Source organism: Ruegeria sp. YKSD179, from assembly GCF_059612885.1.
The window spans coordinates 160,902-174,508 of the sequence record NZ_JBXWRL010000002.1 but is presented as its reverse complement, the minus strand read 5'-3'; the positions used below and the strand labels follow the sequence as shown (position 1 = coordinate 174,508).

Annotated in this window: 9 protein-coding genes; 4 read left to right on the top strand and 5 right to left on the bottom strand. The window is 49.4% G+C overall.

The features are described from left to right. Positions 1 to 280 precede the first annotated feature (280 nt). Positions 281 to 1,894, bottom strand: coding sequence for a mechanosensitive ion channel family protein (locus AC2FNE_RS01080; RefSeq protein WP_496804606.1), 1,614 nt, complete (start codon positions 1,892 to 1,894; stop codon positions 281 to 283). Next, entirely contained in the window at positions 1,891 to 3,213 is a 1,323-nt protein-coding gene (locus AC2FNE_RS01075; RefSeq protein WP_496804605.1) for a mechanosensitive ion channel family protein, read from the bottom strand. The genes AC2FNE_RS01080 and AC2FNE_RS01075 overlap by 4 nt, the downstream gene beginning before the upstream one ends. 199 nt (positions 3,214 to 3,412) lie before the next feature. Here AC2FNE_RS01075 and AC2FNE_RS01070 point away from each other — a divergent pair, with 199 nt between their 5' ends. The 4 genes from AC2FNE_RS01070 to AC2FNE_RS01055 all read left to right on the top strand — a co-directional run bounded on the left by AC2FNE_RS01070 (position 3,413) and on the right by AC2FNE_RS01055 (position 7,222). Beyond that, positions 3,413 to 3,901 carry a potassium channel family protein gene (locus AC2FNE_RS01070; protein ID WP_254442445.1) on the top strand — a complete coding sequence of 163 codons (489 nt, stop codon included), beginning with the start codon at positions 3,413 to 3,415 and terminating at the stop codon, positions 3,899 to 3,901. A gap of 180 nt (positions 3,902 to 4,081) precedes the next feature. Then, positions 4,082 to 5,161 (top strand): AI-2E family transporter, encoded by a 1,080-nt coding sequence (locus AC2FNE_RS01065; protein ID WP_170476186.1) that lies wholly within the window; start codon positions 4,082 to 4,084, stop codon positions 5,159 to 5,161. Further along, on the top strand, positions 5,158 to 6,222 hold the full coding sequence (locus tag AC2FNE_RS01060; protein WP_496804604.1) for an HlyD family secretion protein: 1,065 nt from the start codon (positions 5,158 to 5,160) through the stop codon (positions 6,220 to 6,222). Before AC2FNE_RS01065 ends, AC2FNE_RS01060 begins: the two co-directional genes overlap by 4 nt. After that, a complete protein-coding gene (locus AC2FNE_RS01055; RefSeq protein ID WP_496804603.1) occupies positions 6,212 to 7,222 on the top strand; it encodes a DUF2955 domain-containing protein in 1,011 nt (336 codons plus the stop codon). The genes AC2FNE_RS01060 and AC2FNE_RS01055 overlap by 11 nt, the downstream gene beginning before the upstream one ends. Before the next feature lie 151 nt (positions 7,223 to 7,373). On the opposite strand, the gene AC2FNE_RS01050 is transcribed toward AC2FNE_RS01055, so the two are convergent. From AC2FNE_RS01050 to AC2FNE_RS01040, 3 genes are all read right to left on the bottom strand, one after another. After that, positions 7,374 to 8,789, bottom strand: a complete 1,416-nt coding sequence (locus AC2FNE_RS01050; protein ID WP_170603970.1) for an FAD-binding oxidoreductase — start codon at positions 8,787 to 8,789, stop codon at positions 7,374 to 7,376. Between the two features lie 120 nt (positions 8,790 to 8,909). Continuing rightward, a complete protein-coding gene (locus AC2FNE_RS01045) occupies positions 8,910 to 9,167 on the bottom strand; it encodes a DUF4242 domain-containing protein (RefSeq protein ID WP_170476190.1) in 258 nt (85 codons plus the stop codon). Positions 9,168 to 9,194: 27 nt separating this feature from the next. Further along, complete coding sequence (locus AC2FNE_RS01040; RefSeq protein ID WP_496804602.1) at positions 9,195 to 12,782, bottom strand: adenylate/guanylate cyclase domain-containing protein; 3,588 nt, start codon at positions 12,780 to 12,782, stop codon at positions 9,195 to 9,197. Between the last annotated feature and the right edge of the window lie 825 nt (positions 12,783 to 13,607).

Genomic DNA, 13,607 nt, shown 5'->3' with positions numbered 1-13,607 from the left:
GCCGCAATCGCTGTGACTAAAAAATCCTGAGAAACAACCACCTGAAAAAAATCACAAACTAAACCGCGCAGACCAAGGCAATAACCCAAAAACACACAACGCAATGTTGAGTTTTAACAACTGATAGATAACAGCTCGAACCTTTTTGCGCTCAAAGACATTGCCCTTGCCCCACTCCCCGCAAATTTCATAGTGCTTCACGCTTATTCAAACAAAGACGCCGCAACCATGATGCGTCTCTGCTGCAAGTCCGAACCTTGCCAAGATCTTAGCTGCAAGCTCAGGTGGTATTCCGCGCTAATTTGCCATCCCATTCTTCAGTGGAAATCTTGGGCTCAGGGGGATCCGCAATATACGAAGGTGTCATTATTTGTGTACTGTTCTCGTTGAAGACATTGACAATATTCTCGTGCAAATCCGACAGAATTTTAGGAAGACTTGATCCACGTGACGTATAGGCATTGATTTCGTAGTTGATGGCATAGTCGGCCAACTGGGTCCAAAGCACAAAAGGTTCCGGTGTTTTTCGCAATCCTTGGGTGCGACGGGCAGCTTCTATCAACATTGCTTGAATTTTTTTTGGCGGTTCTTCGTACCCGATCCCTACCGTCGTATGAACAAGGATTCCTCGACCGTCGACTTTGCGCGAATAGTTTACAACTTCGGAGTTCAACAACTGAGCATTTGGAATACTGATCATTTCGTTCTTTATCGACTTGATAAGCGTTTCCATAAGTTTGATTTCGGTTACATCCCCCACTTTGTCCCCTACCCGAATTCGGTCACCGATATTGGTGCTTCGACGATAAATGACAAACAATCCGGCCATCATGTTGGAAACAACAGTATTGGACCCTAAAGAAACCATTATTCCAGCGAGAATAGTCAGGCCCTGAAAAGCCCGGGAATCCGAGCCGGGGATATATGGGTAAGCAAACACAACCGCGATAACGATAACCAAAGCCCGGCAAAGCATGTTCGTTGGAGCGATCCAGTGCGCTTCAAAGTCCTTTATTTGGAACGCACCGTTTTCCAAGTTTTCAAAGAACAGATCAAGGCCGCGGATAACAAACCTAGTTACCGCTGCAATTATCGCCAGCATAATAAGATTGGGTAAGTAGCCCACCACAGCCAGCACAATTCCAATCAGCGGTTCGCTCACATATTTAAGCAAAACTTGCGCAATGGCCTGCGTTTCCGCGAACGACAACAGGACCAGGGACAGGTAATAATAGAAAAAGAACAGAAAAAGCACCCACATTACCGTTTGGATTGCATACACTATGATTGAGGCGATAGCCCGGCTTCGCAGAAGGGATTTGGTTGCCTCTTCTACAGTTTCCACCCTTTTTTCCAGCTGTTTGCGGATGTAACTCAGAAACTTCTTTCGTTTTGTAAAAAAGAAATATGACACAAGCCCGAATATTGCTGTCCACGCGACCGCAGCCAAAGCGCTGTCAACTCGTCCTTCACTGGATCGAGCATCACGGTACTGTAAAATAGCGACTTCGATGGCTTCCGCCTGCAATCCAGCCAGAACCTCAATATCCATCTGCTCATGGTCGGCATCCGCTTGAGTGGTGATGGTGACCATCTGACCGTCGGCACGAATGAGTTGTCCAAATTCAGCTTCTGAAACTTGGATATTGACCGTCGCGCTTTCTGATTTTTCCGCGACCTGAGTGATCCTTTCCTCAATTTTCTCGGCACGCTCAGTGGCCGGCAACGCACTAGATCCGCGCACAACAAACAGTTCTTCCCCGTCCACAGTTACCGGTGCTATAAATTCGGGATCGTCGCGTTCTGGTTGCGGTTGCAGAATTTCTTCGGTTTGGGCCAGCACAACGTTGCTGGCAAACAGAAGCAGCGTGAAACAAACTAAAAGCGCTCTCATGACTTCAATCCTTCTGCCGGGATCAGATGAACATCGCGCTGCGGGAACGGAATCGATATCCCTTCTTCGTCAAACCGTTCCTTTGCCTGACCTGTTATGTCCCAATACACCGTCCAATAGTCGTCTGACTTGGACCATGGCCGGCAAAAAATATTAACGGAGTTATCGCCCAATTCTCCGACAAAGACTTCTGGTTCCGGCGAACGAAGGCACAAATCGTGCTGCGAGACCAATTCTTTCAAAACATCGATTGCATGAGCGGCGTTGTCGGAATACGCGATGCCAAATACCATATCGACACGGCGCTCTTCTGATGCGCTTACGTTGGTAATTACGTCGCCCCAAATCTTACTGTTTGGCACAATGATAATCTGGTTATCGAAGGTGCGGATTTTCGTCGAAACCACAGACATTTCATCGACAAAGCCAGAGGAACCGCCGACCTGAATATAGTCGCCGGTATCGAATGGCTTCAAAACCATTATCATCAGTCCGCTCGCAAGGTTTCCCAGCGTTTCCTGAAGCGCGAAACCTAAAATAAAAGACAGACCACCCAGAACCGCGAAAAGTGGTGTCACGTTGACGCCAAACAACGCCAAGACAACCAAAATCCCAAGTACAAAAACGGCCCAATAAACCGACGTCGCTATGAATCTTTTTAGCATCCTGGATATGGTCGGTATTTTGTTTAAACCGCGTTCTGTGACTCTGCGCACAAGCCGAGCAATAAACATCATGACCCAAACGGCGACCAATACACCAAGGCCCGCCATTAGCAGGCCAACTCCACCATCCCATGACACCAGCCATTGTACTGCGTTTTGGAATAGTGTTTGCAAATCGGTTGTTTTTAAAACACCCGTTTTCAGCGCCAGAATGTAATCAGTGTGCGGCTTCAGGTCTTCCTCGGCAGCTCCTTTCAAAGCCCATTCTTCTAAGACAAGCGTGTAATTATTTAAGACTCCCGCACCTGTATCATTCATAACATTAAGCTGAGACCTCAGATTATCTTCCTGAGATCCACTTGCCGATTGTAGGTTCACGTTGATCCTTGCAACGTCTTCAAGCAATTCACGAACATGATCCTGCCAAATTCCAGCTGACTCAGACAGTTCGTCAACGGTAAGTGGGACTAGCAATATCTCCAGTTCGCCGCTCGAAATACTCTTATCCATGACTTGCAAAAACAAGTCATCTTGCTCAACCTCAACGGGCTCTTGTTCCACCTCAGTTTCCTGAGCGTTTAAAAGGAAAGTGCTCGAAACAAATATAATCCCGGCAAGTATCCAAAGTACTGCTGGGCAATCGAAGCGCGCCATTTTTGTCCCTCCCCCTGTTAGGGAATTACGAAATCATAAACAGCGCTGAGAAATCCATTATTTTATTCGAAATAGTAGAAGTTTGTAGAATATTGAAGTTCGATAACCGCAAAAAAAGCCCCGCATAATGCGGGGCAAAGGTAACACAGAAAAAGTCTTCCGTGTTGGGGAACACTTTTAGTACGTGGTTGCAATTCGGTTGGATCAAATTGCCGATTTTAGCAACTTGCGGACGGAAGATGCGGAGAGCATCCTCAAATTTGGCTACGTCTTTCCGTTGGCTACCACTAACTCCTTCCAACCAATTTTTGAATTTTGCGAAAGCCTGATATTAAAGCCTCCAGCAAACTATGGAGGTCCAATGAATTCGTTAGCCAGAATAACCCGAGGAATAGGTATCGCGTTTAAGGACGGGAGAGTTAAAGGAATTCTTGCCTTTACCGTAGGCATGATTTTTTGGGCATCTGTGTTTTATCATTATGTTGAAGGCTGGGGCTGGTTGGACTCTGCCTATTTTTCGGTTGTGACCATTTCTACCGTTGGGTTTGGTGATTTTTCACCTGAAACAGCAGCAGGTAAAATATTTACGATGCTTTATATTATTGTCGGGCTGGGCGTTTTTGTAACAGCAGCCACGACCGTCGCTGACTCAATTCTATCCCAAGATGACGACGATGCCGACAAGTGAAAAACGTCCCTTGTGCCGTTCAAAAAGCTAAGTCCGGCAATTTGTTCGTTGCATTTGTAGTTCAGCGCGTTTGGAATTTTCGCTGAACTACAACCTGATAGACGTCATCTCAGCAAAAAAATTGTACATATCTCAATTTTTGAGTGTAACATTTTCCTTATTAAACTTCGGAGGGATGGAATGGAAAAGACTCAAGACGCAAAAATAGTCGATCTCGCAATACGATTACTTTTCCTTGGACTATTCCTTTACAGTGCACTGATAATGGTCGCCCCACTTGCAAGCGTGGTTATTTGGGCGACAATTCTTTGCGTGGCGCTGTACCCGATTTTCGATTGGCTTCAAAGCAAACTGGGCGGGCGCAAGTCATTGTCAGCCACTATCTTGGTCTTGTTGGGGCTTTTGCTGACGTTAGGACCAATTGCGACTGCTGTATCGGGCGCGGCTGAGCTTGGCTCAGAATTTGCCGAACAAGCAGATCGCGGAGAGTTGAAAATTCCACCTGCACCGGAAGGCATAAAAGAATTGCCGCTAGTCGGAGGCAAAGTCGCGGACGTCTGGACGATGTTTGAGCGGAACCTTGATGGTGCCCTTGCCAAGTACGGCGCTCAAATTCTGGAGATAACCAAGTCGCTCTTTGGAAAGGTTTTGGGCATTGGCATTGGCCTGCTAGGGCTTGCTTTGTCTGTTATCATTATGGGTGTCCTTTTCAGCCCTGGCCCACAGCTGGTTGAAGGCCTGCAAAGATTTGCAAATCGTGTCTTTGCCCCTCGGGGAGGAGAATTCATAACTCTGGCAGGTGCCACAATCCGCAATGTCACCAAAGGTGTGATCGGCGTTGCAGCAATTCAGGCTGTTGTTGTTTGGGTGTTATTGACAGTATTTGGAATATCGTCGGCGGCAACACTGGCATTTGTCTGTCTCATTTTATCGATTATCCAAATTGGTCCCGGTTTGGTTCTGCTTCCGGTCATAATTTACGCTTGGAGTACCATGTCTGGCGGGTCGGCGCTGATTTTTACCATCCTTGCCATTCCAGTGACAATTATGGACAGTTTCCTTCGCCCGGTATTCATCTCTAAAGGGTTGGAAACACCTATGCTCGTTATCCTAATCGGCGTTTTGGGCGGCATGATGGCCTATGGCTTGATCGGTATATTCATGGGGCCGGTGCTGTTTGCGGTTTTCTATGAGTTGTTCAAAGTTTGGATCGACGCGCCGCCTGAAGGCGCAGACGCTGCTGAAGGAGCAGCAGAATGAGAAAGACGATTTGGACCACACTGGCGATAGTTCTATTCTTTCTGGTTTGGTATTTGGTCGCAGATCGCAAAACACCGTTTACCGGAAACGCTCGGGTCAAAGCCGTCGCCACGCAAATTGTTCCGCAAGTGACCGGGACCGTTACCGAAGTACTTGTGGAAAATGGTCAGGTCGTATCCGCGGGCGACGTATTGGTGCGGATTGACCGAAGGCCATACGAGATAGAACGCTCCAAGGCAGAAGCCGACCTAGAAGCCGCCACTCAAGAGGTGGGGGCTTCCTCGGCGGAAGTAAGCGCTGCTCAAGCTAAGCTGGCACGCGCGCAGAGCGATCTGGATACGATGCGTCTTCAGACGGAACGTGTTTTCGCCTTGGAAAAGAAAGGATTGATAGCCGTTACACGGGCGGACGATGCCCGTGGACAATTAGCTGAATCAGAAGCAAATCTGGAAAACGCGCTGGCGGACCTGGAAAAGGCAAAGCAGAGATTGGGCGACGAAGGGTTGGAAAACCCAAAAATTCAAAGAGCTCTGGCAGCCTTGGCCGATGCTGAACTCAATCTTGAATGGACGGAGTTGCGAGCCCCGGCAACAGGTGTGATTTCGAACCTGCTGATAGCACCCGGGACTTACGCGCGTTCTGGACAAGATCTTTTGACTTTCCTTGATGCCACAGATGTTTGGATTGAAGCATATTTTACCGAGAATAATATCGGTAGAGCTGAAGTAGGTTCACCTGTAGACGTGGTTTTGGATATGCATCCCGGACAGATTGTTCCCGGGGTCATCGAAAGTTTCAGCGCCGCCGTATCGCTAAGTGGTGGCGATGAGCCAGGTCAATTGGCAAGCCCTCCAAGCACCAAAGGGTTTTTACGTGAACCAGAGCGTTTCCCAGTACGAATAGTATTGCCCGGATATGAAGCTGGAAATGCCGAAGATGATCTTCGTTTTCAGTTAAATGGACAGGCAGATGTCATTATGTACCTAAGTGATAACTCTCTGTTGAACCTTGTGGGGCGTGCGTACATTTACGTAGTTTCCATTTTTTCCTATGCGTATTGAAGATCGCCGCTCAATTCTTCGGCTCGCATTCGGCGTGACCGGAGTATTCTCGCTTGGTCTGTTTTTAGGCTGGCCGCTTGCCGTGGTCGGAGCAGTATTCGCTGCCCTCTTTCTTCAGGCGCCCGCACCTTTGCCATTGGCGGCGTTTGGCAAACTATTCGTGTTTTCGATTGGGCTTATGTTCATTTCATTTTTGCTTTCATCGATATTTTCGCCCTACCCCTTGGTATTTCTTATCTTTGTAGCAATCGGAATTATTCTTTCTTTTGTTTGGTCGGTGTCAGGAGCCGGTGTTTTACCTGGTGTAATCGCATTGATGGGCGCCTTAATGATCCCAAACCTTGCGTTGCAATCGCAAGATTTAGCTTTGGTTCTGGTTTTCTGGATTCCTATGAATTTATTTTTTGCAGGATTTGCTTCAACGTTAATGTTTGTTCTCATCCCAGCCGAACCTCCAAGCGAAGCGCAGACAAAAAATGCTGTTCAGCAGGATTTCGACCCACATAGACGAATTGTCAGGATGTCCTTGGTTACTGTACCGTTCGCGTTGGTATTTTTTATATCCGGCGCTTCAGCGTTACTCGTATTATTTTTTGTCGCATTGCTCAGCCAGCAGCTTGCGGCTATGCCTTCCGCCGGTACCACTGTCGCCAAAGCAATGTTGACAGCAAACCTCCTTGGTGCGGCGGTCTCGATTATCTGTTACGAAATCAACGTGATCGCGCCGATTTTCCTTACGCCAGTACTTTTGTGCTTTTTGTTCTGTCTGACGCTAGGCATTCTCGGAAAATCGCAAATTCCTTTGGCCGCCGCCGCTGGGTCCGCAATTACAACGGCCTTGATTGTATACGGCGGCTCAATCGCACCCTTTTCCGACGAGGCCGACGTCAAGAGTATCACACGCGTTCTACAAGTCGCTGGCGCAGCATTTTTTGTTATCATCGCTTACGTTGTGGTAGATGAATTCTGGCCAGAGCGAAACAAGCGAATTGCCAACTGAATTTCGCTAACTCCAATCCGAGCTGCTACCGCAGTGCAGACACCTCAAAGTACCCCATCCCCATGCAGAAGGAACCTCTATTTGGTCGCAGTGGCGAGCTTGCCACTGCTCTTAGCCCAGATTGCCGCAGAACAAACCAGCAATAGAGTTCTTAAGCGGGCAAAATATTATGGTTGATCCTGAACAAATTTCTAGGGTCATATTTCGCTTTGACCTTCGCCAATCTCTCACCGTTGTGACCATATGCGCCAGCCATGTGATCGGCCTCGTCTTCGGGCATGAAATTCACGTATGCACTGCCGGTCGAGTGTGGTTGCATCCGGTCATAAAGATCTCGCGCCCATTGGATGCATTCTGTATCTTTCTGAGGGTCCTCCCATCTCGTATGAACATTCATGATAAAATGGGCGGATCTTTGTGGATACGCAGTTGAATCGGCCCCCACTCGCGCCATCGCGCCACCCACGTGGGCAATGAAGACTTCGCAAGCTGGGTCAGGAAGCTGTGAAATACCGGAGAGAAGACCTTCGATTGCTTCGGGCGATAGTGAATCGAAGTCATGGCTTTTCCAATAATTTCTTGCCCCCGGCGTCAACAGTGGATCAAACGCGGACTGCCAGTCTGTGAACCTGTGCGGCGAGATCACATCGGCGATCGGGTCGCCCAGAGCCCTCAGGGCTGCAACAGCTTTTTCACCTTCTTCGATGCCACCGCTGTAGCAGGCTGCGAAGATCAATACTTCTCGGCCATGCCACTCTTCGGGCAAGAAGGGTAACGGCGGCGCCTTTCGCATCACGCTCCAAACGGTAAGCTCATCTGGAGATGTATCAGCAATTTTCGCATATTCGACCATTAATTCGGGCGCCTTTTCGATCGGGTGGACGATAAGCCCTGACAAAACTTCTGGTCCAAGGTCATGTAACTGGAACTCAAAGGAAGTCACCACGCCGAAATTTCCGCCTCCACCACGGATGGCCCAGAATAGATCTGGATGACTGTTGGGCGATGCCGTGACGATTGCTCCATCCGCTGTCACCACCTCAGCCGACAGAAGGTTATCGATCGTCATTCCGAATTTGCGTGTCGTCCAACCAAATCCGCCGCCAAGCGTAAGCCCGGCGATGCCCGTGGTTGAATTTATACCGGTGGGAACTATAAGCTCATGTGTCTGTGTTTCCCGATCCACATCACCCAGAACTGCCCCTGGGGCCACACGCGCCGTTTTAGAAACCGGATCCACGTGAACAGAACGCATGTGCGACAAATCCAACATAACCGTGTCGTCAGCCACAGCGTGACCTGCAATTTGGTGACCACCCGACCTAACGGACATAGCCAGACCGGCGTCCCTTACGAAGTTTACCGCATTTTGAACATCGCTCGCACCCAAAGCTCGAACCACAAACCCGGGGAAGCGTTCGAACATGCTGTTCCATGTAATGCGGGCTTCGTCATATTCCCGACTGCCTTTATGGTGAACTGCCCCGCGCAGAGATGCATCCAATGCATCTAATGCAGCTTGATCCACCGTTGACTTAGTTCCATCCAATGCCATCAGGTCGTACATGAGTTGGCCTTCCTTAATTAGGTCAGGCTTCCTGCGATACTGCCTCGGCTATCATGAAATTCCTCTGCTCACCTGTTCCCTGTGACGAGAGTGAATTTCATTTCAAGAAAATGGTTTAGTTCAGGCAAATATCCCCGGATCAATACGATCAACTGGCGTTATCACGTCCGCTGGAATGTTGAGCCGCTCAGCCGCCTTTCTCAGACTTTCTTCGTCAGGGGCTTCATACAGACAGTATGTTTTGCGTTTATCGGCACTCAGGAACGAAAAAATCCATTCAACACCCACTTCGTCGTTAATTTCTTTGATTTTGATTTTGTCATCGTCGCCGACATTCAACTGTTCGGCAAAATTTCTCTCAATAATATACCTAGGCATATTCTCCCCCTCGGCAATTTTAGGACGTTAGCTTGCTTTTCCTTCGAGTTTTGACCTTAGGGAAACCATACTCAGTTTCTGCGCAATTGCCAACGCTTCCGCTTCTAGTTGAAACGCCGCCTTCACGTCGGCGTTCGTCCCCCGACGCCTTAAGGCAGACGCATAAGCAGCCTTGCTGTGCGCAATCCACGGCGGCGATTTCATTCGAGTGTCAATTTCGATCGCCTTTTGAAACATTCGCTCGGCTGTTTCCCAATCCTTTAACAGGGCTGCCAAACTGCCCAAGCGCCGCGCAGCCGCACCCGTGCAAACCGTGGTCGCTCCGGCTGTAATGGTCAAATTTTCATACGGTTCCAATAACTTGTAGACAGTTTCAGCATGCTGGAAATGCTGGATTTCAACGCAAATGTCACTCAGATATGACAAAGTCGTGGAATACATAGCATCTGCTGGCAAAACGAAACCATTTTCCGCGATTTCGTTCAGTATTCGTTCAGCGGGTTCTCGATATCCCAGTTCTGCCGCAATAAGACCGAAACCAGGTTTCCAGGCAACGTCCTCGGGGCTTTCACTCATCAACCGCTTGATAACAGGAGCAACCTCGTGCAGGCGACTCTGCTCTCTTCGGATCGTGAACATTTGAACACCAAAAACTCCTTCCACATGCTCGCCATGCGTTTTCCTGCCGATTTTCACGGCTTCAGTAGCGTGTTTTTCCGCCTGCTCGAATTCTCCGGCCATAATCGCAACCATAGCGCGAGCATGCTTCTGAACCCAATAGAGCTGTAGGTGATTGTCCTTCTTCGATATCTCTGTCAGCAGTTCAAGCGCGTGATCCATCACTTCACGGTCAGCCATTTCTGCCCCTACGAAAATGCTAAGAGTTCGGTCCCTTCCCTGATCAATACTTCCGAGCTTTTCGGCAACCCGGTGCATCGCTTCCAGGTTTTCGCGCCAATTCCGCGCATCGTTCTCTTTCCTCGCAACAAACGGTGCTCCAAAATGCATCATCATTACGGAGAACTGAGATTTGTGATCACCAAGCTGCGCAGCCAGTTCCATTGACTGTTGACCGTAACGTGCACCTTCGGCGAACTGACCGATAAACATGTACGCGCGCGCAAGCTGGCTCATCAAACTGCACCGCCGAACTTCGTCATGGTCCGCCAAGTCCCCAAGTGCATCCAAGCAAAGTTGAATGGCCTGGTCGTGGCGTTCGCTTGACATCATACAAGAGTCCGCAAAGTGGTGCGCGGCGTCGGCCGCGAGTTCTACATGGCGAATGTGCCTTGCCGCGTCCGAGGCTTCTTTTAACGTTGCAATCCCTTCAGGCAGTTGGCCCAAGCTATCGTGGCTTCGCCCAACAAGAATTTTGCTAATGACCCTCTCTACTCCCGCGTCTTCTCCAAGCTGTTCTGCGGCCTTGAGTGTTTCTTTGGCATTTGCCATTGCCTCTTGGCTCGCTGACCTCGACAAAGCCATTTCAGTGGCTCTGCGCCAACGGTCGAAGGCCGCGCTCCAATCTTCAGCTTCGGAAAGGTGGCGGGCAACCAATTCAGGACGACGCTCAATTTCCGCAGACCGCAATTGCAAAAGCGCTCGCGCTACGTCCGCATGTTGTTTCCTACGCGTTGATCCAAGCATTGATTGGTAAGCTGTATCCCGGATTAGAGCGTGGCGAAAAACGTAGTGCCCTCGGTTATGTCCGCTTTCAAATATCAATCCTGTCCGCGAAAGTTCCACCAGGCGATCTTGAACTTCGTCGTTTGACAGCTTCATCGCAGCACTCAGCAAACTAGGTTCAAATTCGCGTCCTATTACAGAACCTGTTAACGCAACCTGTTTGGCGTCTGGTGAAACCGCGTCAAGGCGTGCCATCAATGTGCCTTTCAACGAAGATGGAATGGAAAATTGACCATTCTCACCTTTATCTACCATCGCGCGGGTCAGCTCTTCCACAAAGAGGGGAACGCCGTCGGTTTTCTCTATGATCGCGGCTATCAGCTCGTCATTTGGCGTCTTCCCAGAAATTGCACGCATCAGGTTGGCAACATGATCTGTATCGAACCTACGAAGTTGCAGTGTCTGGACGTGCGCGTCACCGTCATCGCGCGCCAGTTCCCATCCAGGTCTGTGGGTGATCAAGATCATCAACGGCAAATCAGCGCAAATTGCTTTGAAGCGTTCAAGCAATGCATGCGTAGATGGATCGATCCAGTGCGCGTCTTCCACACACAAAATGACAGGACGCACTTTCGAACGAATTTTCACCGTGTTGATCAAAGTTTGAATGGTTATGTCACGTTGTTCCTGCGGTGACATTTCCAGCACCTCTTTGGCGAGGGCACTCTGTGGCGCTACTAAAGCAGCAAATACCGGAAGTACTTGTTCCCAATCCAGACCAGGCCTGGCTTCCAGCATTTTGCGCACCTGACCCAGTATCTGGTCGTCGTCAAATCCAGGTTCAACACCTGCATCCTGGGAAATCCTTTGTGTAACGGGATGAAAGGGGCTGCTGGTAAGGTAAGGCGAGCAATTTAACCGTATGACGTCTGCACGGCCTTCTGAGGCGCTCTCAACAAGAAACTCCTCTGTCAGGCGTGACTTGCCGATCCCGGCTTCACCGGTAAGCAACACGACTTCTCCCAGCCCATCTTGTGCACGTTGCCACGATTGCAGCAGGATGCCTTTTTCATAGTCCCTGCCGATCATTTTGGTGCTGCTGTCGTCACCGTGTGATGCGCGAAATCTGCTTTCGGCACTCCGCTCTGAAACCACTTGCAAAAGGGTTCGAGGTTCTTTGAAACCTTTGAGCTCTGTTGTTCCGAGCGACGAAAACTCGAAAATCTTATGCAATGCAGCTTCGGTTTCCTCGGCAGGCAAAACAACAGTGTTGGGCTTTGCTTGTTCTTGAATTCGAGACGCCAGGTTGACGATTGGTCCGGTCATGGCGCCTTCTTCATAGGTGTTTTTACCTATTGTGTCGCCGACCACCACATCGCCGCTGGCAATGCCAAGTCTAACCGCCAAGTGTTCTCCATCAGGGGTTCGGAGTTCCTTGACCCGGTTGATAGCTTCCAGGCCAGCCTTTACGGCCCGTATCGCGTGATCTTCGTAAGCCGTTGGCCATCCAAAAAACACAAGGAGTCCGTCGCCTAAATACTTTGCTACGTAGCCACCGAAACGGCTAATGGCTCCGGCCACTGCATCTTGGTAGCGTTGCAATAGGTCCCGCATGTCTTCGGGATCAAGGCTGTTGGTCATTTCCGTCGAGCCAACCAAATCTGCAAACAAGACAGTTAGGTGGCGTCGCTCAGCAAGCGCGTTGCGTGAATGTTTGCCTACCGCCGCTGTGTCTGCTTTGGTCTCTTCCGGACCGACCGCCTGTTTGAAGTCCACAGATTGCGCGTCGGTCGCTTCAGATGGTTGCGGAGAAGTCTCTTCGGTACCCGGCTTTTGAACCGCTGCGAGAATAATCTTCCTATGGCCAAGACTGACGCCAAGCTCTTTGAGATCTTCGTTTGTCAGTAACGGAAGAACCCTAGCGTCGACGTCATTTTCCGAGAAAACGTCAACGTATTGCCCCAGCCCGAGATCGTTCAGCCACTTTTCCATCTCAGTCTCCATGGATAGATCATGATGACTTGTCGATTACTAATCAAGGATACAGGCAGTTGAACGATGTTTACGTCCATTCAATTTGAACGTTGCGTTTAACGTCAAACCTTTGCCAGTTGAACAACGGCTTGGCAGGATACTGCGGATATCCGAGGCAAGATCAGTTAAGAAGGCGGATATTAGTAACTTTTAGTGGTTTTACGTGGGAAAAGCGTATGATGCCGTCACCGACAAACATCTGTCGGCTAAACGTAAAACTTAGTTGCCCAACCACTGTCGAATGTCATGAAGAAAAAATCGGAGAATAGTGTGTTTTCCAGACCTGCGCACTCAAAGTTAGTTATGTTCGCATTATTGTTGACGACGCTGCCAAGCGACAGCATGGCAGCATCTGCAGCCGGTTGCGCTGGTGCCGGGGGGATTCCAGTAGATATAAACGGAGTAACAGTTTGTTCATTTTCTGGGAACGCCTGCCCTAGCGGATGGAGCACATATCGATCCTTGAAGCAGTGGCAACCAAAAACATGTGGCGGTTCACAATGCACAGGCAAAGATCTGTGTACAACAGGGCTTGAGTGGTCGGAAACTGCAACAAAGTGCATTTATGAGTCCGGTCGAAACTCCGAGGGGGACTGCATGCGCAAAAACGACTGTATTTCGGACACCGTCGCGCGGACAGCCTGCGCCAAGTAAATTATTAGCGAGCGAACAACCAATCACACAAAAGAGTACCAGTCCAAACCCGTCCGAAACTTGCAAACATCACTTGAAGCTGGCTTGTGCGGCTCGGTTAAATCGGCAGCAAAGCGCTTTGAATTCATT

Coding starts and splice junctions, on each gene's coding strand:
- AC2FNE_RS01080 (WP_496804606.1), bottom strand. CDS start 1,894: ATGAGAGCGCTTTTAGTTTGTTTCACGCTGCTTCTGTTTGCCAGCAAC.
- AC2FNE_RS01075 (WP_496804605.1), bottom strand. CDS start 3,213: ATGGCGCGCTTCGATTGCCCAGCAGTACTTTGGATACTTGCCGGGATT.
- AC2FNE_RS01065 (WP_170476186.1), top strand. CDS start 4,082: ATGGAAAAGACTCAAGACGCAAAAATAGTCGATCTCGCAATACGATTA.
- AC2FNE_RS01060 (WP_496804604.1), top strand. CDS start 5,158: ATGAGAAAGACGATTTGGACCACACTGGCGATAGTTCTATTCTTTCTG.
- AC2FNE_RS01055 (WP_496804603.1), top strand. CDS start 6,212: ATGCGTATTGAAGATCGCCGCTCAATTCTTCGGCTCGCATTCGGCGTG.
- AC2FNE_RS01050 (WP_170603970.1), bottom strand. CDS start 8,789: ATGTACGACCTGATGGCATTGGATGGAACTAAGTCAACGGTGGATCAA.
- AC2FNE_RS01045 (WP_170476190.1), bottom strand. CDS start 9,167: ATGCCTAGGTATATTATTGAGAGAAATTTTGCCGAACAGTTGAATGTC.
- AC2FNE_RS01040 (WP_496804602.1), bottom strand. CDS start 12,782: ATGGAAAAGTGGCTGAACGATCTCGGGCTGGGGCAATACGTTGACGTT.